The organism is Pseudomonas sp. FSL R10-2964 (assembly GCF_009600035.1).
Classification (GTDB): domain Bacteria; phylum Pseudomonadota; class Gammaproteobacteria; order Pseudomonadales; family Pseudomonadaceae; genus Aquipseudomonas; species Aquipseudomonas bubulae.
Genome location: NZ_WIWH01000002.1, coordinates 131,161 through 157,010, shown reverse-complemented (window position 1 = coordinate 157,010; position 25,850 = coordinate 131,161). Strand labels below are relative to the sequence as shown.

The following is a 25,850-nucleotide window of genomic DNA, read 5'->3' as shown; positions in this document are numbered from 1 at the left end:
TTCGCGCCAGTTGAGAGGGAAGCTGGTAGACTCCGCCGCCATTATGATCCGACTTCAGAACCTGACTTTACAGCGTGGCCCGCAACGTCTGCTAGAAGACGCCGAGCTGACCCTGCACGCCGGCCACAAAGCCGGTCTGGTCGGCGCCAATGGCGCCGGTAAATCCACTTTGTTCGCCTTGCTGCTGGGTGAGTTGACGCCTGATTCCGGGGATTGTCTGCTCCCGGCCGACTGGCGGATCGCCCATATGCGCCAGGAAATCGACACCCTCGACCGCATTGCGATCGACTATGTGCTCGATGGCGACCAGCGATTGCGCAAGGTGCAGGCCGATCTGGCCAGGGCCGAAGCTGACGAGGACGGTGCTGCGCAAGCGCGCCTGCACTCCGAGCTGGACAGCGCCGACGGCTACACCGCCGATGCACGGGCGCGCAAAATGCTCGCCGGACTGGGCTTTACCAACGAACAGATGGATCGCCCGGTTGCCGATTTTTCCGGTGGCTGGCGGATGCGCCTGAACCTGGCTCAGGCCCTGATGTGCCCGTCGGATCTTTTGTTGCTCGATGAACCGACCAACCACCTGGATCTCGACGCCATTCTCTGGCTTGAAGACTTCCTCAAGAATTACCCTGGCACCTTGCTGCTGATCTCTCACGATCGGGACTTCCTGGATGCCGTGGTCGACAACATTGCCCACGTCGATCAGCGCAAAATCACTCTGTATCGCGGTGGTTACAGCGCATTTGAGCGTGCCCGTGCCGAACGTCTGGCCCAGCAGCAACAGGCCTACGAAAAGCAACAGGCGCAACGTGCGCACATGGAAAGCTATATCGCCCGCTTCAAGGCCCAGGCCACCAAGGCCCGTCAGGCGCAGAGCCGGATCAAGGCCCTTGAGCGTATGGAAGAGCTGAGCGCGGCCCATGTGGATTCGCCGTTCGACTTCGTGTTCCGCGAAGCGGTCAAGCTCTCCAGCCCGTTGCTCGACTTGTCCGATGCGCGCCTGGGTTATGGCGACAAAACCATCCTCGAGAAGGTCAAGCTGCAACTGGTTCCGGGCGCCCGTATTGGCTTGCTCGGGCCAAACGGCGCGGGTAAGTCGACCTTGATCAAAAACCTCGCAGGCGAGTTGGAGCCACTGTCGGGTCGGTTGGCCCGTGGCGAGAATCTGGTGGTTGGCTATTTTGCCCAACATCAGCTCGACTCACTGGATTCCAAGGCCAGCCCGTTGCTGCATATGCAGCGTCTGGCGCCGACCGAGCGCGAACAGACCCTGCGCGACTTCCTCGGTGGTTTCGACTTCCGGGGTGCGCGGATCGACGAGCCGGTACTGAACTTCTCCGGTGGCGAAAAAGCCCGTCTGGCGCTGGCGTTGATAGCCTGGGGCCGCCCGAATCTGTTGCTGCTCGACGAACCGACCAACCACCTCGATCTGGAAATGCGTCTGGCGCTGACCATGGCTCTGCAAGAGTTCAGCGGCGCGGTGCTGGTGGTGTCCCACGATCGCCATCTGCTCAAGAGCACTACGGATGAGTTCCTGCTGGTTGCCGATGGCAAGGTTCAGGAGTTTGACGGCGACCTCGAAGACTACGCGCGCTGGCTGGCCGACTACCGTTTGCGCAATGCGCCGGTCAGCACCACGCTGGTCAACCCTGACAAGACCGATAAAAAGGCTCAACGTCAGGCCGCTGCAGCGTTGCGTCAGCAGCTGGCACCGCATAAACGCGAAGCTGACAAGCTTGAGAGCGAGCTGGGCAAGGTCAACGAAAAGCTGGCGAAAATCGAAACCAGCCTGGGCGACAGTGCCGTTTACGAAGCTGCGCGCAAAGATGAATTGCGTGATCTGCTGGCGGAACAGGCCAAGCTCAAAGTGCTCGAAAGCCAGTTGGAAGAGCGGTGGATGGAAGCGCTGGAATTGCTTGAGTCCATGCAAGCAGAACTGGAAGCCCTGTCCTGATGGAAGCCCTGCACTTGCCAGTGCCCGCCGAACTGATCGCACCGCTGTGGATCGGTGTGCAGATTTTGCTGATTCTGTTGGCGGGTTACTTCTCCCAACGTGTCGTGGCGCGCTTCCTGACGCGGCTGGGCGAGCGTTATCCGTTCCCGCCACAGCTGATGATGCCGCTGCGCGGCGGTTTGCGCTGGTTCATCATGGGCAGTGCGGTGATCGTCGTGCTGGAACGTCTGGGGGTTTCGGCCACCGTGTTGTGGACGGCGCTGTCGGGCTTTGTGGCGGTGGCGGCGATTGCCTTCTTCGCCATGTGGAGCGTGCTTTCCAATCTGCTGTGTGCAGTGTTGATCTTTACCGTGGGGCCGTTTCGCATTGGCGACGTGGTGGAGTTGCTCGACACGCTGGACAAGCCCGGCGTCAAAGGCCGTGTGGTGGCCATCAATCTGCTTTACACCACGCTGATCGAGCCCGCTGAATCGGGCAGTGGTAGCAGCATGGTGCAAGTCCCCAACAGTCTGTTCTTCCAGCGCTCGGTACGCCGCTGGCGAGAAAGCGACCTGTAACGCTCCCGCAGAGTCAAAACTACCCTCAGAAATTTGTGGTCAATTTTCAACCAACGCATTAGCTTAAGGGACTTGTTACAGATCTTGTCCGAGGTGTGCGATGTCGTTGGAAACGTGGTTGGCCTTTTTTGCTGCCTGTTGGGTGATCAGCCTGTCCCCCGGCGCTGGCGCGATTGCTTCGATGTCGTGCGGTCTGCAGTATGGTTTCTGGCGCGGTTACTGGAATGCCCTGGGCCTGCAACTGGGCCTGGCGTTGCAAATCGCCATTGTCGCAGCCGGTGTCGGCGCCATCCTTGCAGCCTCGTCTACCGCTTTCTATGCCATCAAATGGTTCGGCGTGGCTTACCTTGTTTACCTCGCCGTCAAACAGTGGCGTGCCCTGCCGGCTGATCTGAGCGATGACGCCGCCGTGCGTCCCATCGGCAAGCCGCTGGCTCTCGTATTTCGCGGCTTTCTGGTCAACGTCAGCAACCCCAAGGCGCTGGTGTTCATGCTCGCGGTGCTGCCGCAGTTCGTAAACCCGGCAGCGCCGCTGGTGTCCCAATACCTGACGTTGGGCGTGACCATGATCTGCGTCGACCTGATCGTCATGGCCGGTTACACAGGGTTGGCGTCCAAGGTCCTGCGTCTGCTGCGTACGCCGCAACAACAGCGCCGGATGAACCGCACCTTTGCCGGTCTGTTTGTTGGCGCGGCGGGTTTTCTGGCGACGTTGCATCGCGCTACAAACTGAAATCTGTGCAAAAAGCGCATAAGTCATATGCGCGCCCTGGCGTTGTTGCGAGGTATCGGTCTTTTTAGACTTTTACCCTCCGTTGCATCATTCCAAACCAGAGGTTCATATGACTTTTACAATGCCCAAACTACTGTCCTCATTGCTCGCCTGTCTGAGTCTGGCGGCAACTTCAGCCATCGCGGCTGAGCCTGCCGTCAATCCCAACCCCACTATCCGTGCCATGTCTGGCGCTGTTCCGATTGATCGTCTTGACCCGACCTCTACGGCTTTACTGGTGATTGATTTTCAGCAGGAGTACTTCACCGGCCGGTTGCCGATCCCGGACGGCCAGAAGGCACTCAACAAGACTCGCGAGCTTATTGCATTCGCGGACAAGGCCAGGATTCCGGTTTATCAGATTCAGCATATCGCCCCGGCGGGCTCAGCGGTTTTTGCGCTGGACGGCGAAGGTGTGAAATTCCACCCGCAGATGCTGCCTCGCGCGGGTGATACGGTGTTGCAAAAAACCACCGTGAGCGTTTTTGGCAGCACTGAACTGGACCGCCTGCTGAAGGAAAAAGGCATCAAGACGGTAATTATTGCCGGCCTGATGACCCATGCCTGCGTGGCCGGCGGCGCTCGGGACGCTGCGCCGCTGGGGTACCAGGTCGTGGTAGCATCTGATGCTTCCGCTACCCGCAGTATTACCCGGGCAGACGGCTCGAGCATTGATGCAAATAGCCTGCACCGCGCAGCCCTGGCTTCAGTCGAAGACACCTTTGGCGATGTCATGACTACGGCGCAGATCGTTAAATTGCCTCTAAAGTGAATCTCAATCGATGAATCAGTTGCTGGCCATGCGGGCGTTTTGCTGCATCGTCGAGAATCGTGGATTTTCGGCAGCAGCCGAGCAATGGGAAACCACGTCTTCGACATTGTCCCGGCATTTACAGCATCTGGAGGCACAACTCGGTGTGCGGTTGATCAACCGCACAACCCGGCACTTGAGCCTGACTGAGGCAGGGGAGCGCTATCACGCGGCCTGCCTCGACATTTTGCAGCGGCTCGACCAAGCGGCGTTGGCTGTTGCCGACGATGGCAGCGAACCGTCAGGGACTCTGCGTATCAGCGTGCCTTTGGTGATCGGGACGCTGGAGTTGGGCAATTGGTTGCCCGGGTTCCAGCAACGCTACCCCAAGATCCGGGTAGACCTGTCCTGCGAGGACCGTTTTGTTGATCTGGTGGCTGAGCGCTTCGACCTTGCACTGCGCATCAGCGGCCCCCTGGAAGACTCCTCGCTGGTGGCCAAGAAACTGACCGTATCCGATCTGATTCTGGTGGCTGCACCCGGTTATGTCAGTCGCCAAGGCTTGCCACGCCAGGTCGACGAGCTGGCCACCCATCAGTTACTCGGTTTTACGGGGAGCAATGAGTGGCGGTTGAATTCGGCGCGGGCTGATACCGTGGTGGTGGCGCTCAACGGACGTTTCAAAACCGACACCATTACCTCCCTCCACAGCGCCGCATTGGCCGGTCTGGGCATTGCCGCGTTCACACGGGCGACGGTGCAACAGAACTTGCAAAGCGGCCAGTTGGTACAGATTCTTCCCGACTACAACGCAGGCCAGCGTCATTACTTTGCCCTCTATCCGCACGCCCGCCTTCTGGCCCCCAAAGTGCGTGTTTTTGTCGAGTTCATGGCTCAGCATTACATGTCGGTCTGATCTCAGCTGTTGAGCGACAACTGGCTTGTGCTCATGGCTCAGCGCAGAATCACCGCAGCTTCATCCTCGGGTAGTCTGTTGAGTGGTGCTGGCGCGCTCTTTGGCGGCTGAGGTGCAATGCCTGTCAGTTGCTCTTGTAGTTGCCGTACCACGTCCTCGCCAAGGGTTGCGGCTACGTCGCGTATAACCTGGGGCCGGTTAAGGGACACTCTGAGATCGTGGCGGTTTGTCAGTTTGATGTCCTCCCCTTTACCCATGGCAGTGAATGCTGAGGTGACCTCAAGGGTACGGGTGTTGATCAGGCTGAAGTCAGCAACCAGCGTCAACCCCAGTATCGCCGAATAACTCCTGGTATTGGCCAGTGCGTTGAGGTCCCGGGTGAAATCAATGTCAGACACCGTGCCAAACAGAACGTAGTCGGCGCCTTTGAAATGACCGGCCTTTATGCGCTTGATGACGTCATAAACATCCGTTTTGTCGCTGGCTTTGTAAGGCGTGGCCTGCACCAGTCGGAACAACCCGGATTTGAGAATCTTTCCTTTGATATCGCCACTGAAATTGCGCAACTCGATTTGCTGGATGTAGCTGTTGCGGCTCTCGTACGTCTGGTAGCTCGCCGAGCCATTGGCGTGGTACGGGCCGGACTGAAAACGGTTACGTGCAGTGGTTGACTGGACGTATTGCTGTACGCGGGTCTCATAAGCCAGGTCGGTCACGGCTATTTTGGGGGCAGCTTGAACTTCCCAGATACAGAGCAGGCTGATAACGCATATCCAGATACGCATCGCTTAGCGCTCCGTTGTTTTGCGGATTTCTTTTTCGTCCATCCATTCCGCCAGGCCGCTTTCGAGATCGACCAGTTGCAGGTTGAATGTGTAGAAAACATCTTTGAAGTCCTTGCTGCGCTTCACAATCGAGGTAATGGAGCCTTCGAGGCGGTATTTGGCTGCGATCATGTTACCGGTCTTGCTGATCGTCGTTTTTTTGTACAAGCCGCTTTGGTTTTGCAACTGAAGTTGGTCGACCTGGCTTTGCATGTCGGTGTTGTCGCTCGCAAAACGAACGGTGCCGGTTTTCATCAGTTGGGTTTTTATCGACGTTGTTATCTGGCGGGTGTCGATGTACTCGCTGGTTTTGTTTTTCACATCGTAGACCTGCACCACCGGTCTTCCCTGAAGAATGCCGGACTGCGCAAGGGAGCGTGTCATGCTTTCGGCGATCATCTGCAGGTCAGTCGAGCCAAACTCATTGGTGATCAGTTCCACAGCCTTGGTGTCGCCATAAGTTATGTTTTTGCCGCCGATGACTGGCGAAGTGTTGGAACACCCGCTGATCAGAATCAGCATCAGGGCGAGTAATGAAGTGCGTGCAAGCATGGAATAGCTCTCCAGGTGTGACAAAGGCTACAGGCTCAGGGGGTTTTCACTTCCAGGCGGAAATCCCTGGCTTGAGGCACTGGTGCAATAGCAGGAATAAAAGTGTTTTGTTTGGCGTACAGGGTGATGGTTTTCCAGCCTTCTTCATTGGCAACTGGAAACCCGTCCTTGCCCAGCCAGGTAAAGCGGTAATAAACCAATCGGTTGTGGCGGCTGGTGTTGGTCATCTGGGCGTTTACGGTCATGAAGCCATTAACACGCGCTACGCGGATCGCTCCGGCAGAGATATGTTTGAACTTGCCCATGACCGTAATCTTGCTTGCTGCACTGTTGGGTTGTGGAGGTGACGGTGTGGCGCAGCCGATCAGTAAAAACAGCGCCAGAGCGCCCGAGAGCAAATATCGCATCGTGGGTTCCTCAGGGTTTTTGTCGGCTTATGAAAGCCAGCGGGGGGGTGACGGGTGTAGTACTGCCAGCGGTGGCATGGTGGAAAACGCGATTACCGATCGTGCGTATCGTGATGACCTGATAGCCGCGTTCGGCCCTTAAGCGTATCGGCGTACTGCCCGGGATGTCGGGCAGGCTAATTTGATGCTCACCACGGTTGAGGCGTAAACGCACCACATATGTGTTGTCTGCCAGGGTGCGCCAGGTGCGCGTATCCGCGTCTTCCAGAACAGTCGAAGCAACTCCCAGAAGCAGGCCGGCCAGCGGGTTGTCGTCATTGAGTTGTTTTTGTGCGACGCCTCGAGTGATAGCCCGCGCGCTGCTACGCAGGAGGATCCACGGCAGTTCATCGCGCAGGGCGCGACGCGACATGGTCGTGGTGGTGTTAAGCAAGGTGAGGGGATGAAGCTGGCCGTTGACGACGACATGGGTGAGGGGCGTATTGGGGGTGTAAGGCCTGATCACCGGAAATGACAGCGGCGTAATGACGAGGTTGTTGCTGATGGTTAATGGCAGTGGGAGACGTATTGAGTCTCGCGCCGGTGCAAAGCCATTTTGCAGCACTATCAGAACTTCGCTTTCATCGCTGCGGGCCTCTGGTTTGTCCAGGTTCAGCAGGTTTTGCTCGATCAGAGGTGTGTTGGGGCGCAGTTCTGCGGCCTTTCGATAGCCTGGTGCGGCAAGGCTTCGTTCACCCAAAGCCTCATAAACAAAGCCCGCCAAATAATGACTAAAGGCGCTCTGATAACTATTTTTCAGCTCCAGTACGTCGGGTGCATCAAGACTTTCCAGCGGGTAGCCACGCAGATCCTTGAACCGGGCTCGTACTCCCCTGCGTTCTGCTTCCTGCTCACGTTTCAAGTATTCCTTGTCCCGAAGTTCAGTGATCAGGGCTTCGCGTTCATGGGTTTTTTTGATTTCCGTGCGGGCACCTTCGAAATCGTTAAGGTTCAACAGATTCAGAGCCATTTGCGTACTCAACCAGACTTTCTCGTAGTCATGGCCTTCATAGCGGCGGACTTTGTCGTTGACCAGAAAACTGGAGAACTGTGCGAGGTACCTGGCGGTATCGAGCCTGACCGACTCCTCCCAGGCATAAATCAATTTGTCAGCGTTGCGCCATGCCTTCTGGCTTGCAGCAAGGTCGCCCTTTGCGCGCAATAACTCGCCTTTTTCCAGGTAGTAGAGAAGGTCTTTGTTCTGGCTGCTGTTGTTTTGTTCGAGCAGGACCAGTGCGCCATCGACATTGCCAGCCGACAACTGCTGGTTGGTGGCTTGCAGTTCGCTGTCATAACTACGAAATACCGAGCATCCAGTCAGTAAGGTGAGCACGCTCAAAATGAGAGCGTTAAGGGCGCGAGCGGTCATGGGTATGAGTGTCCCCGGGCGTATAAACCATAAATACTTGTCGATACCGCAGAGACCGGGCCCGAGTACGGGTGATCAGTTGTGGTGAAGGATCGGTATTTTTAGCAGCGTCGGCGGAGGGGAAATAGCCTTAATCAGGGCGTGATGGCTGTGTTTAATCACTTTGGGAAATTGCCTACATTTGTGGCGATAGTTAACCCACAAGCACTTGCAATAAAGGGGCTATCAATCTCCAAGGCTCGCTATGTTTGGCCAGTTCAATCGCAGAATTGCAATTCGCTGATTTACGGCGCGATCGCATACGAGGGCCTTGAGTCGGCAGCCAGTAACGGTAAACAATATGTTACTTCTCATTTCCATCCGGATTGATCGATGACCTCCCGCTCGCGTTTTTTGGCATGGCTATTGTTGCCCGTGCTCGCGTTGTGCAGCCTTGTTGCCTCTGCCAACACCCCGGAAGGCGCCTCACAAGCGCTGCACCTGATTGACTACATTGGTGCTGACTATCCGCCTACAGTTGAAAACGGCAAGGTTATTGATGAGACCGAATACCGCGAGCAACTCGAGTTTCTGGCCGTGCTCAAAGGCCTGCTCGCGGACTTGCCGCAACGCCCTGAGCGTGAGGAGCTGCTGCAAGGCGTGAACGCCCTGCAAAGCGCCATCGAACAGCGTGTAGACGGCACCGCCGTTGCGCATGAAGCACGTCAGTTGGGTGCCAAACTGGCGGTGGCCTACGAGGTCAGCCAGGCCCCCGCCATTACCCCTGACCCTACCCGTGGCGCACCCTTGTATGCCCAGCATTGCTCGGTGTGCCACGGTGAAACCGGCGCCGGTGACGGCCCTGCCAGTGTCGGTATGACGCCGCCGCCTGCGAACCTGCGTGACGCGCAGCGCCTGGACCGGCTGAGCCTCTACGCGATCTACAACACCCTTGGCCTGGGGGTTGAAGGCACCGATATGCCTTCGTTTGCTGATCAGCTGGACGAGCGTCAGCGCTGGGACCTGGCCACCTACATCGCCGGGCTGAGTGCCGACCCGAGTGCCAGCAAGGCAGACAAAACCTACAACCTGGCGGACCTTGCCCGTCAAACCCCGAATGAAGTGCTGGCGGCTGAAGGCCCCGAGGCGACCGCAACGTTCCGTGCCCAGCGGGCGCAGCCGCCGCAAGTCAAACGCGGCCCGGCGCAGCTGCTCGACTACACCAGCGCCACCCTGGATAAAAGCCTTGCGGCTTACCGCGCCGGTGACCGTGAGCAAGCCTACGACCTGTCGGTGGCGGCTTATCTGGAAGGTTTTGAACTCGTTGAAAGCTCGCTGGATAACGTTGACGCCAATGTGCGCAAAAACACTGAAAAAGCCCTGATGGCCTATCGGCAATCGCTGCAGGACGGCTTGCCGATCGAGCAGGTCGAGCAGCGACTGGAAGCGGCCAAAGTCTTGCTCAAGGAATCTGCCGGGCTGCTGGGCAGCGATGGCCTGAGCTGGACTTTGAGCTATGTCTCCGGCCTGCTGATTTTGCTGCGTGAAGGCCTGGAAGCAATTCTGGTGCTGGCCGCGATCCTGGCTTTCCTGCGCAATACCGGCCAGCAATCGGCGGTGCGCAGTGTCAACGTCGGCTGGGGTCTGGCCCTGGTGGCCGGGCTGGCGACCTGGGCGCTGGCGGCCTATGTGATTGACGTCAGCGGTGCCCAGCGTGAACTGCTGGAAGGTTGTACTGCGCTGTTCGCCAGCGTCATGGTGCTGTGGCTGGGGGTATGGATGCACGACCGACGTCACGCCGCCGCGTGGCAGGATTACATCAAAAGCAGCCTGGTCAGCGGTGGCGGTCGTTTTGGCTTCGCGATACTGGCGTTCTTTTCGGTGTACCGCGAACTGTTCGAAGTGATCCTGTTCTACGAAACCCTGTGGCTGCAAGCCGGCCCGGCGGGCCACAACGCGGTACTGGCGGGCGGCGCCACGGCACTGGTCTTGCTGATGGGCCTGGCGTGGATCATCCTGCGTGGCTCGGCCAAATTGCCATTGGCGCTGTTTTTCAGCATCAACGCGGCTTTGCTCTGCGCCCTGTCGGTGGTATTCGCCGGGCATGGCGTGAAAGCGCTGCAAGAGGCGGGCATCTTTGGCACGCGGCCTGTCGCGTTCTTCGACTTCGACTGGCTGGGTATTCATGCAGATGCGTACTCGCTGAGTGCGCAGGCCGTAGCCATTTTGGCAATTATCGTGTTGTACGGCCGAAGCAAACTGGCGGAAAAGCGTCGGGTGCAGGCTTCTTAAATCCTTATACACCTCCCCTCAGTGGGAGCGGCAACACTCAGGAGCAATTCTCTATGCGTGTCTGGATCGACGCAGACGCCTGCCCCAAGGCGGCAAAGGATCAGGTCATCAAGTTCGCTCTCAAGCGTCAGTTTGAGGTGGTGCTGGTGGCAGGGCAGAGCCAGATCAAACCGACCTACGCCCTGGTCAAACTGATTGTGGTGCCCAGCGGCCCGGATGCGGCGGATGATTATCTGGTGGAGCACGCCGTGCCCGGCGAACTGGTGATTTGCAGCGATGTGCCGTTGGCCGACCGGCTGGTCAAAAAGGGCGTTGCCGCGCTGGACCCGCGCGGCAAGGAGTTTGACCCGCAAAACATGGGCGAGCGCCTGGCGGTGCGTAATCTGTTTACCGATCTGCGCGAGCAAGGCCAGGTCAGTGGCGGGCAGGGCGCCTATGGCGAACGCGACAAGCAGGCGTTCGCCAATGCCCTGGACCGTATCCTGACCCGGCTGGCACGGGGTTGATCAGTTTTTTTGCGTCAGCTCAAGCACGCGGTCAACCATCTTGTTGATCCCCGACGCTGCTTCGCTGATGGATTTGGCGAGCATATAGGCCGGGGTGCTGACCAGCTTGCGGGCCTTGTCCTCGACAATTTCCGACACTTCACACTCTTGGTGGGTGCCACCCATTTTGGTGACGGCCGCAGCGGTATCTGCGTCGGTGCCGATGGTGCAGATCACGCCTGGGCCATAAATCTTGGCGGCAATGGCAGGTGAGATGCACATCAGGCCAATCGGTTTGCCAGCTTCGGCAAAGGTTTCGGCCAGGCTCAGCACATCAGCCTGAACCGAGCACGCAGCACCATCGGTGGCAAAGCTGGAGAGGTTTTTGGCGGCACCAAACCCGCCCGGTATGATCAGGGCGTCAAAATCCTCGACCTTGGCCTCACGAATATCCTTGATCTCGCCCCGGGCAATCCGCGCTGACTCCACCAGTACGTTGCGTGACTCGGGCATTGGCTCGCCGGTCAGGTGGTTGATGACATGCAGTTGCGCAATGTCGGGGGCAAAGCACTGCACTTTGGCGCCGCGCTGGTCCAGGCGTAGCAGGGTGATCACGCTTTCGTGGATCTCGGCGCCGTCATAGACGCCGCAGCCGGAAAGAATCACGGCAACTTTTTTAGTGGTCATGTCGATCTCCTTGTTCATGGCATTAATGTCGCCTGATTTGGCGCTTGATGCCATAGGGTTTCGCAGCAAGTGCGCCTACGCTTGATGGAATACCGCTCGGGGTGTGCCATGAAGCTGATTCTGTATGCCGTACCGTTTTTCTTTGTGCTGATTGCTGTCGAGCTGCTGGCCGACCGCTGGCGCGCAATGCACACCTATCGCCTGGCTGACACTATCAGCAGCCTGAGCGCCGGTGTGCTGTCGACCACCACCGGTTTGCTGACCAAAGGCGTGGGGCTGATCACCTACGCGCTGGCACTGAAATATCTGGCGCTGCTGCAATTGCCCGAAGACAGCCTGTGGGTGTGGCTGTTTGCGTTTGTCTTCTACGATTTTTGCTACTACTGGCATCACCGTCTGGGGCATGAGCGCAACGTGCTCTGGGCCGCGCATTCGGTGCATCATCAGAGCGAAGACTACAACCTGTCCACCGCCCTGCGCCAAACCAGCACCGGGTTTGTGCTTGGTTGGGTCTTTTACCTGCCAATGGCGGTGCTGGGTGTGCCGCTGCCGGTATTTGTCACCGTGGCCACCGTCAACCTGCTCTATCAGTTCTGGGTCCATACCCGCCATGTGCCCAAGCTGGGCTGGTTCGAGTGGTTGTTTGTGACACCTTCCAATCATCGGGCTCACCATGCGCAGAATGCTCTGTATATGGATCGCAATTACGGTGGGGTGTTCATTGTCTGGGACCGTTTGTTCGGCACTTTTCAGGAAGAAGACGACGCCGAACCGGTGATTTTCGGCGTGACCACGCCGCTGCAAAGCTGGAACCCGCTGTGGGCCAACTGGCAGTTCTATGGCCAGTTGCTGGCTGATGCGCAGCGTACCGAGCGCTGGCGGGACAAGCTGCGGATCTGGTTTATGCCCACGGGCTGGCGTCCGGCGGATGTAGCGGCGAAGTACCCGATAAACAAGCCGGACCTGAGCCGGTTTGTAAAATTCGAGGTGCCACTGGCACGGCGCCAACAGGTGTATATCGCGGCGCAATTTGCAGTTTATCTGGCGCTGGGCAGTTATTTGCTGAATCTGGGCGAGACGTTGTCGCCCCAGGCGCTGATGCTGGGCTGGGGGTATATGGCGTTGGGGCTGTTTGTGCTGGGGGCAGGTCTGGAGAACCGGCCCTGGGCGCTGAAACTTGAGTGGCTGCGCCTGGCGCTCAACCTGCCACTGGTCTGGCTGGCCCCTGTGGCCGGTCTGTGGCCGGCCAGCGCATTGGGCTGGGTCGGCCTGTCCAGTTACACCCTGTTGAGCGTGATGGGGCTCTACGTGTGCAGAAACCGTATCACTCGGCTGGCGGGTTGCTGACTTCGGCGTTACTCTTGTTTTTCTCTTCAAGAGCGGTCTGTCTGGCCAGGCGTGCATTCTTGAAGCGGCGGCGGGCCCACAGGCACAGGCCGATCAGGAGCAGGGCACCGAGCACCCACAGCTCATATTTCTTGACGTTGCCCAGCAAGCCTTCGAGCACGGCGCCAAAGTGATAGGCGGCGGTAGCAAGGGCAATGGCCCAGATAGCCGCACCAATACCGTTGAGTAGCAAATAGCGGCCCGGAGGGTAGCCTGACAGGCCGATTGCCACGGGCATGACGGTACGCAGGCCGTAGACGAAGCGGAAACTCAGGACCCAGATATCCGGGTGCCTGCGAATGTGCTCCAGCGCCTTGTCGCCCATAAGTTGCCAGCGCGGTTTGCGCGCCAACAGTTTGCGGCCGTGCTTGCGCCCCAGGAAGTACCACAGCTGATCTCCGGCATAACTGCCGAGGAATGCCACGATCATGACCAGTTTGAGGTCCATGTATCCGCGGAACGCCAAGAAGCCTGCGAGAACCAGAATGGTCTCACCTTCAAAGAACGTCCCTAGAAACAGGGCGAAGTAGCCGAATTCTTGAAGAAATTGTTGGAGCATTGTCTGGATGCTGGCGAAATGAACGCGCAGCCTACGCCTTAAGGGACGTTCGGGAAAGTATCGAAATGTGACTTTGCGTTAACAAGTCCTACAAATCATGTGTATTTGACCTACATCATTAGCGTTGTCATCTAGTGTTCATGGCGAAGCGTTATAACCATGCGCGCAGGTGATTATTGCTTCGAACCTGTGGGAGCTGGCTTGACTGCGATGGGGTTGACTCAGTCAATCTGAAACTCTGCGGTGTTTGAATCGCGAGCAAGCCCGCTCCCACAGTGTCTGCGTCGGTTGCCCAGGAAACAATTTCGACAAATCGGCCTCTAACCAGTCTCTGGCCCGCATAAAGCGCCCGGGAGCGGTTTAAACCCACAGGCGTTGATGGCATTCTGACAACTTGACTGCTGGTGTCGCTTAACTGTTACGAGAGTCAAACCCGCTCTTACAGGAACATTCAATGAATACCGAAGGACTTGCTGAAATCGTTGCCACTGAAGCTCAGCCGATTGTTGAGCCAGTCCCTGAAACCCCGCCTGAACAGCAAGCCCATGCGCCTGCTGCGGCCGAGTCGCACGCGGCGGTGCATCCGGCGATTGCCGTTCCTGGCCTTGATGACAGCAGCCTGTACATCCATCGTGAGTTGTCGCAATTACAGTTCAACATTCGCGTATTGGAACAAGCGCTGGATGAGTCCTATCCGCTGCTTGAACGCTTGAAGTTTCTGCTGATTTTTTCCAGCAACCTGGATGAGTTTTTCGAAATTCGTGTCGCAGGCCTGAAAAAACAAATCACCTTCGCCCGTGAGCAGGCCGGTGCCGATGGCTTGCAGCCGCATCAGGCGCTGGCCCGCATCAGCGAACTGGTCCACGGCCATGTGGATCGCCAGTACGCGATCCTCAACGACATTCTGTTGCCCGAGCTTGAAAAGCATCAGGTGCGCTTTATCCGTCGCCGGCACTGGAACACCAAGATCAAGGCGTGGGTACGCAAGTTCTTCCGCGACGAAATCGCGCCGATCATCACGCCGATTGGCCTGGACCCGACGCACCCGTTCCCGTTGCTGGTGAACAAGAGCCTGAACTTTATCGTCGAGCTGGAAGGCATCGATGCCTTTGGTCGTGATTCAGGCCTGGCGATCATCCCGGCACCGCGTCTGTTGCCACGCGTGATCAAATTGCCTGAAGACGTGGGTGGGGCAGGCGACAACTATGTGTTCCTGTCGTCGATGATTCACGCCCACGCCGATGACCTGTTTCAAGGCATGAAGGTGAAAGGCTGCTACCAGTTCCGCCTGACCCGTAACGCCGATCTGGCGGTTGATACCGAAGATGTTGAAGACCTGGCCCGTGCGCTGCGTGGCGAGTTGTTCTCGCGTCGATACGGCGATGCCGTACGCCTGGAAGTGGCTGACACATGCCCCAAGCACCTATCCGACTACCTGCTCAAGCAGTTCAGCCTGCATGAGACCGAGTTGTATCAGGTCAATGGTCCGGTCAACCTGACACGCCTTTTCAGCATCACCAGCCTCGACAGCCACCCTGAGCTGCAATACACGCCGTTTACCCCGGCGATTCCCAAGCTGTTGCAGAACAGCGAGAACATTTTTAGCGTGGTCAGCAAACAGGACATCTTGCTGCTGCACCCGTTTGAGTCGTTTACTCCGGTCGTCGACTTGCTTCGCCAGGCTGCCAAGGATCCGCATGTGCTGGCCGTACGCCAGACCCTGTACCGCAGCGGCGCCAACTCGGAAATCGTTGATGCGCTGGTTGATGCGGCGCGTAACGGTAAAGAAGTGACCGCGGTGATCGAGTTGCGTGCGCGCTTTGACGAAGAGTCCAACCTGCAACTGGCCAGTCGCCTGCAAGCTGCCGGTGCGGTAGTGATCTATGGCGTAGTCGGTTTCAAGACCCACGCCAAGATGATGCTGATTCTGCGCCGTGAGGCGGGGGAGATCGTGCGTTACGCGCACCTGGGTACCGGCAACTACCACGCCGGCAACGCCAAGCTTTACACCGACTACAGCTTGCTGACCTCCGACGACGCGCTGTGTGAAGACGTCGGCAAGTTGTTCAGCCAGTTGATCGGCATGGGCAAGACGCTGCGCATGAAAAAACTGCTGCATGCGCCTTTCACTTTGAAAAAGGGCATGCTGGACATGATTGCCCGCGAGACCCAGTTCGCTGTTGAAGGCAAGCCGGCGCATATCATCGCCAAGTTCAACTCGCTGACCGATCCGAAAATCATCCGTGCGCTGTACAAGGCCAGTCAGTCCGGCGTGCGTATTGATCTGGTGGTACGCGGGATGTGCTGCCTGCGTCCCGGGATTGCCGGCGTTTCGCACAATATTCATGTGCGTTCGATCATCGGTCGCTTCCTGGAGCACACACGGGTGTTCTACTTCCTCAATGGCGGCGAGGAGCAGATGTTCCTGTCGAGTGCCGACTGGATGGAGCGCAATCTCGATAAGCGTGTTGAGACGTGCTTCCCGGTCGAGGGTAAAAAGCTGATTCTGCGGGTCAAGAAGGAGCTTGAGTGCTATCTGACGGACAACACCCACAGCTGGAGCCTTCAGTCGGACGGGCGGTATATCCGCAATACGCCAACGGGCAACCAGAACCCGCGCAGTGCGCAAGCCACGCTGCTTGAGCGTCTGAGCCTGCCGGTACTGGCCGTGAGTACCGGGCCATCGGTATAACGCTGTAACGACTGTGGGAGCGAGCCTGCTCGCTCCCACAGTTGGTTTGAGTTGTGCCCGGTCAGGAAACCGTCAGCACAATTCCGACCCGGGTCAGCCATTGCGCTTCTTGTTCGAAGTCAGCCTGGGTCAGCGGGTTCTGTTCCAGCCAGCCGTCGGGGAAGATGACGTCCAGGTGATCGCCCTCGGCGCGCAGCTTCACCTGCGAGGCTTCCTGGTTGCCACGGATGTGGTAGAACAGGATCGCAAAGCGCAACAGCACGCACAGGCGAATCAGCTTGATGCCGTCTTCGCCAAATTCGGCGAACTTGTCTTTAGGAATGTTGCGACGATGGCCGCGCACCAGCAGCGCGAGCATTTGCTGGTCTTCGCGTGAGAAACCAGCCAGGTCGGAGTGCTCTATCAAGTAGGCGCCGTGCTTGTGGTAATGATAGTGGGCAATGTCCAGCCCGACTTCATGCACCTTGGCCGCCCAGCTCAGCAGTTCACGCCATACACCGTCCTTGAGGCCCCACGACTTGGCCACTTGATCGAAGGCGCGCAGCGCCTTGCGTTCAACCCGTGCCGCTTGCTCGCGATCGACATGGTAACGGTCCATCAGCGAGCTGAGGGTGCGCTCACGCACGTCTTCGTGGTGATGGCGGCCCAGAAGGTCGTACAGCACGCCTTCGCGCAGGGCGCCGTCACAGTGATCCATACGTTGCAGTTCAAGGGCGTCGAAGATTGCTTCAAGAATCGCCAGCCCGGCCGGGAAGATGGCGCGACGGTCGGGCTTGATGCCTTCGAAGTCGATCTTGTCCGCGTCGCCCAGCTTGAACAGCTTGCGCTTGAGCCAGGACAGGCCTTCGGCGTTTACTTCGCCGTTACCATGACCGCCCGCCTTGAGCGCCAGGCCAATGGCCCGAATGGTACCCGAAGAGCCGATGGCCTCATCCCAGGTCAGGCGGTGCAGGGCGTGCTCGATGCTCATGATTTCGAGACGCGCAGCCGTGTAGGCCTGGGCGTAGCGTGCCGGGGTGATCTTGCCGTCGCGGAAATAGCGCTGGGTAAAGCTGACGCAGCCCATTTGCAGGCTTTCGCGTAGCAGGGGCTCAAAACGCTGGCCAATGATGAACTCGGTACTGCCGCCGCCGATGTCGGCCACCAGGCGTTTGCCTGGCGTGTCGGCGAGGGTGTGGGACACACCCAGGTAGATCAGGCGCGCTTCTTCACGACCGGAAATCACTTCAACGGTGTGACCCAGGATCTCTTCGGCACGCACGATAAACTCGTTGCGGTTGCGCGCCTCGCGCAATGCGTTGGTTCCCACAATACGCACGGCACCCAACGGCATACCGTTGATCAGTTGGGCGAAACGCTTGAGGCAATCGAGCCCGCGCTGCATGGATTCTTCGCTGAGCTTGCGTTCTTCGTCGATGCCGGCAGCTAACTGCACCTTGTCACCAAGACGCTCAAGTATGCGGATTTCGCCGTTCTGGGCCTTGGCCACCACCATGTGAAAGCTGTTAGAACCCAGATCAATGGCGGCGATCAGGGACGGATTCCTTGCTTGGGATTGGGGCATGGTTGAGGGGTCTCGGTCGATAACCCGGCCATCGTGCCACGATCAAAGGCTCGCGCCAACGCGTGATATCACCTGCCTTGATGTGGAGCACGAAAGCAATGAGGTTAGCTGTTATCCGAGGCCTCGTGTTTTCAGGCTCTACGATTCCCGTAGCCTCGTACCTCGTCAGTGACTACAACGTTCCGATGAAATTCGCCAGTTCCGGGGTTTGCGGGTTGGCGAACAGCACTTTGGGGTCACCCACTTCATGCACCTTGCCCTGGTGCATAAACACCAGTTTGTCGCCAACTTCACGGGCAAAACGCATCTCGTGGGTGACCATGATCAGCGTCATGCCTTCACGGGCCAGCTGACGCACCACGCTGAGCACTTCATTGACCAGCTCCGGGTCGAGGGCCGAGGTGATCTCATCACACAACAGCACCTTGGGTGACATGGCCAAAGCCCGGGCAATCGCCACCCGCTGCTGTTGACCGCCCGACAGGCGCTCCGGGAAGGCGTCGAACTTGTCGCCCAGCCCCACCCGTTCCAGCATCTGGCGCGCCAGTTCGGCGGCCTTGGCTTTGGGCACCTTTTGCACCACTTGCGGGGCCAGCATGACGTTTTCGCCCACGCTCAGGTGCGGGAACAGATTGAACTGCTGAAACACCATGCCGACCTTCTGGCGCAGGCTTCGCAAGTCTGCGCGGGCGGCATCCAGGTATTCGTCATCGACCTCAATCACCCCGTCGTTAATGGACTCCAGCCCGTTCAGGGTTCTGAGCAAGGTACTCTTGCCCGAGCCGCTGCGGCCAATGATAGCGACCACCTGGCCCTGTTCGACCGTCAGGTCGATGCCTTTGAGCACGTGGTGGTCGCCGTAGTATTTATGCAGGGCGGTAACTCTAAGCAGAGGCATGCAGTCTCCTTTCCAGATAGCGCGCACTGAGCGACAGGGGGTAGCACAAGAGGAAGTAACCCAGAGCCACCAGGCCATAGACCATGAAAGGCTCGAAGGTGGCATTGGCCAGCATGCTGCCGGTCTTGGTCAATTCGGTGAATCCAATAATCGAGGTCACGGCAGTGCCTTTGATGACCTGCACCGAAAAGCCGACGGTCGGCGCGATGGCGACCCGCAAGGCTTGCGGCAGGATCACGTAGCGCAATTGCTCCAGCGGGCTGAGTGCCAGGCTGGCCGAGGCCTCCCACTGGCCGTGGGCAATCGACTCGACGCAGCCGCGCCAGATCTCGGCCAGGTAGGCACTGGTGAACAATGTCAGCGCCAGGGCCGCGGCCATCCACGGCGAAATATCGATGCCCAGCAGGGCAATGCCAAAGAAGATCAAAAACAGCTGCATCAGCAGGGGCGTACCCTGGAACAGCTCTATATAACCGCGCGCCAGAGTGCGGGCGAAGCGGCTTTTGGAAATGCGCATCAGCAACACCAGCAAGCCGATAAAGCCGCCGCCGATAAACGCAACAAGAGACAGGGCGACTGTCCACTGCAAACCCGTCAGCAAGTTACGCACGATGTCCCAGAACGTGAAATCCATCAGCGACTCCTGCTCAGGTAGCGGCGGCCGAACCAGTTCAGTAACTGGCGGATCAACAAGGCCATGCACAGGTAAATCAGGGTGGTCAGGACGTAGGTTTCGAAGCTGCGAAAATTGCGCGACTGAATGAAATTGGCAAAAAAGCTCAGCTCTTCAGTGGCAATTTGCGAGCAGACCGCCGAGCCGAGCATCACGATGATGATCTGGCTGCTCAGGGCTGGCCAAACCTTGGCCAGCGCCGGTTGCAGGACCACATGGCGGAACGCCTCGAATCGGCTCATGGCCAGTGCCGATGCTGCTTCCAGCTGGCCTTTGGGGATCGCCTGAATACCTGCGCGGATAATTTCCGTGGAATAGGCACCCAGGTTGATCACCATCGCCAGCACCGCGGCCTGCCACTCGCTGATATGCACACCCAGGCCCGGCAAGCCGAAAAAGATAAAAAATAGCTGCACCAGAAACGGCGTGTTGCGGATCAACTCGACATACAACCCGAACAACGCAGCGAAAGGTCGAATATTCCACGCCCGGACCACGGCGCCGACAATCCCCAGGCTGACGCCGAATACTGTGCCGATCGCTGTCAGTTCAAGGGTAAACAGGGCGCCGCGTAATAACAGGTCGCTGTTTTGCAGCACCGGTAAAAAGTCGAACTGATAAGCCATGATTGACCCCGTCGCAAAGTGTCAGAGGTCAGCTGGCAGCGGCTCTTTAAGCCATTGCAGCGCGTTTTTTTCCAGGCTGCCGTCAGCCTTGGCCGTGGCCAGAATCTGGTTCACCTTGTCCAGCAACTCGGGCTGGCCCTTGTTCACGCCGACGTAGACCGGTGAATCCTTGAGCTTGAGTTTCATGGCCGGGATGCGCTTGGGGTTGCGTTCGCTGATGGCGACCATCACCACGTTGCCGCTGGCGATCAGGTCCACCTGGCCTGCCAGATACGCGGCGATGGTCGAGTTGTTGTCTTCGAAGCGTTTGATGGTCACGCCGGCTGGCGCCACGTTGGTCAGTTCGATGTCTTCGATGGCGCCACGGGTCACGCTGATGGTTTTACCCTTGAGGTCATCCAGGGTCTTGATCTGCGCGTCTGGCGGGCCAAATACGCCAAGGTAGAACGGCGCATAAGCGTGGGAAAAATCGATGACTTTTTCACGATCCGGGTTTTTGCCCAAGCTGGAAATCACTACATCGACTTTGCCGGTGGTCAGATAGGGCACACGGTTGGTGCTGTTTACGGGCGTCAGTTCAAGTTTGACCTTGAGCTGATCGGCCAGCAATTTGGCGGTGTCGATATCCAGCCCGCGAGGCTGCATGTCCGGGCCGACCGAGCCGAAGGGCGGAAAATCCTGGGGGACTGCGACCTTGAGGGTGCCGCGTGCCATCACCTCATCGAGGTCACTGGCGTGAGCCGGGGCCTGGCTCAGCATCAGGCTGGCGAACAAGGCGCAAATCAAGGCGCTGTAACGCTGGGTCATGGCAATTCTCCGGAAAGGGCGCGCGGTGGTGTGCGCCGTTGAGCCAGAGCACAGGCCATGCCAACAGGGCTTTTATGACCGCCAGGGCTGATTTCAGAAGGCATGCGGCGGTCTGACTGGTCTGAACAGTGATGACGTTTTTTGCACCTCTATCGGGCGTTTCTCACAGGGCTTGAACCGGCTTGGGGCGTGACTTGCCGAGCGTTGGCAATAGCTTTACAACTACGCCTTTCCTGAGCCGATCAAGCCGAGTTGTGATGAATTCAAGCGCACGGGCCGTACCCGAAGTGGCATTGCTGGCCATTCGTAAATTGATCGTCGAAAACGCTTTTGCGCCGGGAGATGCCTTGCCGTCGCAGCGCGAGCTGGCGGTGCAGTTGGGGGTCAGCCGGGCATCGCTGCGCGAGGCGTTATCTTCGCTCAGTGCCCTGGGCGTGATCAGTGTGCAGCCGGGTAAAGGCGTGTATGTGCAGGCTGCGCAAGCAGATGTCCCGGTTGTTCCGGTTACGGACTGGCCCTATGCAGCCCAGGCCTGCCCGCAGGATATTTTCCAGCTGCGATACGCACTGGAAGGTTTCGCTGCGGGGCTGGCGGCGGTGCGCTTGACCCGCGACGAACTGGATGTGTTGCAGGACAATGTCGAGGCAATGCGCCATGAGTTACGCGCCGGGGATTTTGAGCGTGCCGCGCAGCTGGACTTCGAGTTCCATCAACTGATCCTGCGTGCCAGTGGCAATCAGGCAATGGCCACTATGCTGATCACCCGTGGCGATATTTTTCTGGAAAGCCAGAAGCTGCCGTTTATCCGCCCGGAGCGGGCCATGGAAACCTGGCAGGAGCACCGCAAAATCCTCCGGGCCCTGGCCCGTCATGCCAGCGGCCCTGCACAAAAGGCCATGAGCGAGCACATTCGCCAGGCGGCCTCGCGAACCGGGATTGCCTTCGTCACCCCCGACGGCTCCTGAAACGGGCGATATCTGCACTCATGCACCACTATAGTGAGAGTCAATCGTCCCTCACCTTCCTGAACGCGGTGATGACAGCTATGATGTGCTACGTTTTTGCTTACAACCACGGAGACTTCCATGAGCAGCGATCTTATTAAACACGTCACCGACGCTAGCTTTGAGGCCGATGTTCTCAAGGCTGAAGGCGCTGTACTGGTCGACTACTGGGCTGAATGGTGTGGCCCTTGCAAAATGATCGCGCCGGTTCTGGACGAGATCGCAGAGACTTACAAAGGCAAGCTGACTGTTGCCAAGCTGAACATTGATGAAAACCAGGAAACCCCGGCCAAGCACGGCGTACGCGGTATTCCTACGCTGATGCTGTTTAAGAACGGCAACGTTGAAGCCACCAAGGTCGGTGCGCTGTCGAAGTCGCAGTTGGCTGCATTCCTCGACGCCAATATCTAAGCGTCGATAAAAGCCCCGCTAAATGCGGGGCTTTTTCATGGCTCAAGGACTAGACGCTATGAAACTCAAGTGGTACATTCGGCCCCGCACTGGTTTCTCCATTGCCCCCTGCAAGCCGTCGCCGACGCACTCCTTATCGAATTAGTACGCGATCCTGTCGCCTTCTCTGCGGCGCGGCCTCATTAAGCCCAAAGCTTAATTTCCCTCCCCATAAATGATTACGTCATTCCTATATGAACCTGACTGAACTCAAGCAAAAGCCGATTACCGAACTGCTCGAATTGGCCGAACAGATGGGCATAGAAAATATGGCCCGTTCGCGCAAGCAGGACGTGATTTTCTCCCTGCTCAAAAAGCACGCGAAAAGCGGCGAGGAAATCTCCGGTGATGGCGTGCTGGAGATTCTCCAGGACGGCTTCGGCTTCCTTCGCTCCGCTGACGCCTCGTACCTGGCAGGCCCTGACGATATCTACGTCTCGCCTAGCCAGATTCGACGCTTCAACTTGCGCACCGGCGACACCATCGTCGGTAAAATCCGCCCGCCAAAAGAAGGCGAGCGTTACTTCGCACTGCTGAAAGTCGACACGATCAACTACGATCGTCCCGAGAACGCGAAAAACAAGATTCTCTTCGAGAACTTGACCCCGTTGTTCCCGACCGTACGCATGAAGATGGAAATCGGTAACGGTTCCACCGAAGATCTGACCGGTCGCGTGATCGACCTCTGTGCTCCGATCGGTAAAGGTCAGCGTGGTCTGATCGTTGCTCCGCCAAAAGCGGGCAAGACCATCATGCTGCAGAACATCGCGTCGAACATTTCGCGTAACAATCCTGAAGTGCACTTGATCGTTCTGTTGATCGACGAGCGCCCTGAAGAAGTAACCGAAATGCAGCGTACCGTTCGCGGCGAAGTGGTTGCTTCCACCTTCGACGAGCCACCAACCCGCCACGTGCAGGTTGCCGAAATGGTGATCGAGAAGGCCAAGCGCCTGGTCGAACACAAAAAGGACGTGGTGATCCTGCTCGACTCCATCACCCGTCTGGCCCGTGCCTACAACACCGTTATCCCGAGCTCCGGCAAGGTACTGACCGGTGGTGTCGATGCTCACGCCCTTGAGAAGCCAAAGCGTTTCTTCGGTGCTGCGCGTAACATCGAAGAAGGTGGCTCGCTGACCATCATCGCTACCGCGCTGGTTGAAACCGGCTCGAAGATGGATGAAGTGATCTACGAAGAGTTCAAAGGCACTGGCAACATGGAACTGCCTCTGGACCGCAAGATCGCTGAAAAACGCGTCTTCCCTGCGATCAACATCAACCGCTCCGGTACCCGCCGTGAAGAGTTGCTGACTGCAGACGACGAGTTGCAACGCATGTGGATCCTGCGCAAGCTGTTGCACCCGATGGACGAAGTTGCAGCCATCGAGTTCCTGGTCGACAAGCTTAAGCAGACCAAGACCAACGATGAGTTCTTCTTGTCGATGAAACGCAAGTAACACGGTTTCTCGCACAAAAATCAGGCGCCCCGCGAGGGCGCCTTTTTTTATGCCAAAAAAAAGGAAGGTTTGTGCTTAACTTCGGTCAATAAAAACAATGTATTAGCGAAATTGAGCGTATATGACTTCTCTTGTTTATCGCAGGGACATTGATGGCCTGCGAGCTGTTGCCGTGATTGCCGTAGTACTGTTCCACTTTGGTGTGCCGGGTTTTTCAGGCGGATTCGTTGGCGTCGATGTGTTCTTCGTCATTTCCGGTTATTTGATTACCTCGATCATCTGGCGCCAGCGTGAGGCGGCACGCTTCAGTTTTGTCGAGTTTTGGGCCCGTCGCGCGCGGCGAATCCTGCCGGCCTTGTTCGTGATGATGGCCGCCGTGCTGGCTGTGGGCTGGCTCCTGATGGCACCCAAGGACTACGAAGAGCTGGGGCGTTCGGTGCGCTACCAGGTGATGTTCGTTTCCAACCTGCTGTTTATGCGCCAGGAGGGCTATTTCGATGCGGCCAGCGATCTAAAACCGCTGCTGCATACCTGGTCGCTGGCGGTTGAGGAACAGTTCTATATTGTCTTTCCCTTGCTGCTGACCCTGCTGTCCAGCCGATTCAAACACTGGCGGCTGGCTTTGTTCAGCCTGTTGCTGGTGTCGTTCGGGCTCAGCGTCTGGGCCGTGGCCCAGCATCCCGAGAAAGCGTTTTTCCTGTTGCCGATGAGGGCATGGGAACTGCTGGCCGGTGCCATGCTGGCGATTGCGCCTGCCAGCCAGAAGCGCCTGACCCCGGCGGCAGCGCAAGCTATCAGCCTGTTGGGCATGGGGCTGATTCTTGTTGCCGTGTTCGGCTATGACAACAGCACACCGTTCCCGGGTGCCGCGGCGTTGCTGCCCGTGCTGGGCGTGGTGGCCCTGATCTGGGCCAATGAGCATCAGAGCACCTGGGTCGGGCGTGTGTTGAGCACGCGGCTAATGGTCGGGCTCGGGCTGATTTCCTATTCCTGGTATTTGTGGCACTGGCCGGTTTTCGTGTTTGGCAGTTATGCCGGCGCGGAGGAGTTTAGTCCCGTGCTGACGGGCGGGTTGATTGCGCTGACGTTGATCCTCGGCTATCTGTCCTGGCGTTTTGTCGAAACGCCGTTTCGTGAGCGTCGAATATTGGCTGGCCGTCGTCAGATTCTCATCGCGGCGGGCTTGGGCATTCTGGTGTTGGGTATCGCCGGCCAGGCGCTGCGCTGGACCGATGGCCTGCCGTCGCGTTTGTCCGAGCAGGCGTTGCAATATGCGCGGGCCAGCGAATGGCGACGTGAGCTGATGGCCTGCATCACCGATGACAAGAGCCCGGCCGACACGCCGTTCTGCCGTTACGGACTATCGCCCGCCGCGCCGGCTCAGTTGCTGGTGTGGGGCGACAGCCACGCCACGGCCCTGATCCCGGCACTGGAAGAAAGCGCCCGCCAGCATGGCGTCAATGTGATGCTGGCCAGTTCGGCCGGTTGCCTGCCGCTTGAGGGGCTGGAGCACGGTACGCGGTGCGCCGATTACAACCGTCGTGTCGAGCGCACCCTGGCGACCGAGCCAGTGCGCGACATCCTGTTGGTAGCCCGCTGGAGCCTGTACTTGTATGGCGATGCCAAGGGCGATCACGGCCATGCGTTGCGCGATGGCAATGGCCACTATGACCGCGCGGTCGCCGAACAACGGTTGGCCGATGGCTTGCGGGCGAAGGTCGAGCAATTGCGCAAGGCCGGGTACCGCGTATGGCTGATGAAGGAGGCGCCGTTGCAACCGTTCAATCCGCCGTACCGCCTGAGCCGCCTGGCGATGCTGCACCAGCCAACCGCCGAAGTCGGCATGCCGGTTGAAGACCACCTCAGGCAAAAAGCGTTTATCAACCGGCTGTTTGCCGATATCGCGGCTGCTGATTCCAATGTGCAGGTACTGGACCCGACCCCGCAGTTGTGTGATGCCTCGGGGTTGTGCCGGGCCGAACAGGACGGTCATTCGTTGTATACCGATGACAATCACTTGTCCGAAATCGGCGCTCGCCTGGTTCTCCCGGCATTGGCCCCGCTGTTCGATGATCTGGCGTTGCGTGCCCCGGAGCAGGCCAATACCGCCCGCTGAGCAGCGATAAGCTGCCAGCGGCCGGCATAGCAGGTAG

24 protein-coding genes are annotated in these 25,850 nt (G+C 58.2%); 13 read left to right on the top strand and 11 right to left on the bottom strand.

Annotated features, from left to right (window positions below; all coding sequences use genetic code 11):
• The first annotated feature begins 43 nt into the window (after positions 1-43).
• The 5 genes from GHN92_RS02250 to GHN92_RS02230 all read left to right on the top strand — a co-directional run bounded on the left by GHN92_RS02250 (position 44) and on the right by GHN92_RS02230 (position 4,950).
• Positions 44-1,954 carry an ATP-binding cassette domain-containing protein gene (locus GHN92_RS02250; protein WP_153379254.1) on the top strand — a complete coding sequence of 637 codons (1,911 nt, stop codon included), beginning with the start codon at positions 44-46 and terminating at the stop codon, positions 1,952-1,954.
• Complete coding sequence (locus GHN92_RS02245) at positions 1,954-2,511, top strand: mechanosensitive ion channel family protein (protein ID WP_095000683.1); 558 nt, start codon at positions 1,954-1,956, stop codon at positions 2,509-2,511. The genes GHN92_RS02250 and GHN92_RS02245 overlap by 1 nt, the downstream gene beginning before the upstream one ends.
• A 100-nt stretch (positions 2,512-2,611) precedes the next feature.
• A complete protein-coding gene (locus GHN92_RS02240; RefSeq protein ID WP_095000684.1) occupies positions 2,612-3,244 on the top strand; it encodes a LysE family transporter in 633 nt (210 codons plus the stop codon).
• Between the two features lie 121 nt (positions 3,245-3,365).
• Entirely contained in the window at positions 3,366-4,055 is a 690-nt protein-coding gene (locus GHN92_RS02235; protein WP_256666386.1) for a cysteine hydrolase family protein, read from the top strand.
• Positions 4,056-4,065: 10 nt separating this feature from the next.
• Complete coding sequence (locus tag GHN92_RS02230) at positions 4,066-4,950, top strand: LysR family transcriptional regulator (RefSeq protein ID WP_095038700.1); 885 nt, start codon at positions 4,066-4,068, stop codon at positions 4,948-4,950.
• Between the two features lie 38 nt (positions 4,951-4,988).
• On the opposite strand, the gene GHN92_RS02225 is transcribed toward GHN92_RS02230, so the two are convergent.
• From GHN92_RS02225 to GHN92_RS02210, 4 genes are read right to left on the bottom strand one after another with little or no spacing between them, the layout of a single operon-like run.
• Entirely contained in the window at positions 4,989-5,735 is a 747-nt protein-coding gene (locus GHN92_RS02225) for a penicillin-binding protein activator LpoB (RefSeq protein WP_153379252.1), read from the bottom strand.
• 3 nt (positions 5,736-5,738) lie between these two features.
• A complete protein-coding gene (gene lpoB / locus GHN92_RS02220) occupies positions 5,739-6,326 on the bottom strand; it encodes a penicillin-binding protein activator LpoB (RefSeq protein ID WP_095000687.1) in 588 nt (195 codons plus the stop codon).
• 35 nt (positions 6,327-6,361) lie between these two features.
• A complete protein-coding gene (locus GHN92_RS02215) occupies positions 6,362-6,733 on the bottom strand; it encodes a YcfL family protein (protein ID WP_153379250.1) in 372 nt (123 codons plus the stop codon).
• A 10-nt stretch (positions 6,734-6,743) separates the two neighbouring features.
• Positions 6,744-8,141 carry a COG3014 family protein gene (locus GHN92_RS02210; protein WP_153379248.1) on the bottom strand — a complete coding sequence of 466 codons (1,398 nt, stop codon included), beginning with the start codon at positions 8,139-8,141 and terminating at the stop codon, positions 6,744-6,746.
• Positions 8,142-8,513: 372 nt separating this feature from the next.
• On the opposite strand from GHN92_RS02210, the gene GHN92_RS02205 reads away from it, so the two are divergent.
• Together GHN92_RS02205 and GHN92_RS02200 are read left to right on the top strand one after the other, a co-directional pair.
• Positions 8,514-10,412 (top strand): cytochrome c/FTR1 family iron permease, encoded by a 1,899-nt coding sequence (locus GHN92_RS02205; protein ID WP_095017801.1) that lies wholly within the window; start codon positions 8,514-8,516, stop codon positions 10,410-10,412.
• Between the two features lie 53 nt (positions 10,413-10,465).
• Complete coding sequence (locus tag GHN92_RS02200) at positions 10,466-10,918, top strand: YaiI/YqxD family protein (RefSeq protein ID WP_016783011.1); 453 nt, start codon at positions 10,466-10,468, stop codon at positions 10,916-10,918.
• On the opposite strand, the gene elbB is transcribed toward GHN92_RS02200, so the two are convergent.
• Positions 10,919-11,584 carry an isoprenoid biosynthesis glyoxalase ElbB gene (gene elbB, locus GHN92_RS02195; protein WP_153379246.1) on the bottom strand — a complete coding sequence of 222 codons (666 nt, stop codon included), beginning with the start codon at positions 11,582-11,584 and terminating at the stop codon, positions 10,919-10,921.
• A 108-nt stretch (positions 11,585-11,692) separates the two neighbouring features.
• Between elbB and GHN92_RS02190 the strand changes: the two genes are divergently transcribed.
• Positions 11,693-12,931, top strand: a complete 1,239-nt coding sequence (locus tag GHN92_RS02190; protein WP_150628911.1) for a sterol desaturase family protein — start codon at positions 11,693-11,695, stop codon at positions 12,929-12,931.
• On the opposite strand, the gene GHN92_RS02185 is transcribed toward GHN92_RS02190, so the two are convergent.
• Positions 12,909-13,529, bottom strand: coding sequence for a DedA family protein (locus GHN92_RS02185; protein WP_086799407.1), 621 nt, complete (start codon positions 13,527-13,529; stop codon positions 12,909-12,911). The two genes, GHN92_RS02190 and GHN92_RS02185, sit on opposite strands and share 23 nt — an antisense overlap.
• 454 nt (positions 13,530-13,983) lie before the next feature.
• On the opposite strand from GHN92_RS02185, the gene ppk1 reads away from it, so the two are divergent.
• Complete coding sequence (ppk1, locus tag GHN92_RS02180; protein WP_095000693.1) at positions 13,984-16,221, top strand: polyphosphate kinase 1; 2,238 nt, start codon at positions 13,984-13,986, stop codon at positions 16,219-16,221.
• 61 nt (positions 16,222-16,282) lie between these two features.
• Here the strand turns inward: ppk1 and ppx are convergent, their stop codons facing one another.
• The 5 genes from ppx to GHN92_RS02155 form a co-directional block, all read right to left on the bottom strand.
• Positions 16,283-17,785 (bottom strand): exopolyphosphatase, encoded by a 1,503-nt coding sequence (ppx, locus tag GHN92_RS02175; protein ID WP_095000694.1) that lies wholly within the window; start codon positions 17,783-17,785, stop codon positions 16,283-16,285.
• Positions 17,786-17,957: 172 nt separating this feature from the next.
• A complete protein-coding gene (locus GHN92_RS02170; RefSeq protein WP_095000695.1) occupies positions 17,958-18,683 on the bottom strand; it encodes an amino acid ABC transporter ATP-binding protein in 726 nt (241 codons plus the stop codon).
• Complete coding sequence (locus tag GHN92_RS02165) at positions 18,670-19,320, bottom strand: amino acid ABC transporter permease (RefSeq protein WP_169916205.1); 651 nt, start codon at positions 19,318-19,320, stop codon at positions 18,670-18,672. Before GHN92_RS02165 ends, GHN92_RS02170 begins: the two co-directional genes overlap by 14 nt.
• Complete coding sequence (locus GHN92_RS02160; RefSeq protein WP_095000697.1) at positions 19,317-19,982, bottom strand: amino acid ABC transporter permease; 666 nt, start codon at positions 19,980-19,982, stop codon at positions 19,317-19,319. Before GHN92_RS02160 ends, GHN92_RS02165 begins: the two co-directional genes overlap by 4 nt.
• A 21-nt stretch (positions 19,983-20,003) precedes the next feature.
• Positions 20,004-20,789 (bottom strand): transporter substrate-binding domain-containing protein, encoded by a 786-nt coding sequence (locus GHN92_RS02155; RefSeq protein ID WP_095000698.1) that lies wholly within the window; start codon positions 20,787-20,789, stop codon positions 20,004-20,006.
• A 257-nt stretch (positions 20,790-21,046) separates the two neighbouring features.
• Here GHN92_RS02155 and GHN92_RS02150 point away from each other — a divergent pair, with 257 nt between their 5' ends.
• The 4 genes from GHN92_RS02150 (at position 21,047) to GHN92_RS02135 (ending at position 25,813) form a co-directional block, all read left to right on the top strand.
• Positions 21,047-21,754, top strand: coding sequence for a FadR/GntR family transcriptional regulator (locus GHN92_RS02150; protein WP_153379244.1), 708 nt, complete (start codon positions 21,047-21,049; stop codon positions 21,752-21,754).
• 120 nt (positions 21,755-21,874) lie between these two features.
• Positions 21,875-22,204: a thioredoxin TrxA gene (gene trxA, locus GHN92_RS02145; RefSeq protein WP_016783018.1), complete on the top strand. Its 330-nt coding sequence runs from the start codon at positions 21,875-21,877 to the stop codon at positions 22,202-22,204.
• A 233-nt stretch (positions 22,205-22,437) separates the two neighbouring features.
• A complete protein-coding gene (gene rho, locus GHN92_RS02140; protein ID WP_016783019.1) occupies positions 22,438-23,697 on the top strand; it encodes a transcription termination factor Rho in 1,260 nt (419 codons plus the stop codon).
• Positions 23,698-23,818: 121 nt separating this feature from the next.
• Positions 23,819-25,813 carry an acyltransferase family protein gene (locus tag GHN92_RS02135; protein WP_153379242.1) on the top strand — a complete coding sequence of 665 codons (1,995 nt, stop codon included), beginning with the start codon at positions 23,819-23,821 and terminating at the stop codon, positions 25,811-25,813.
• Positions 25,814-25,850: the final 37 nt, after the last annotated feature.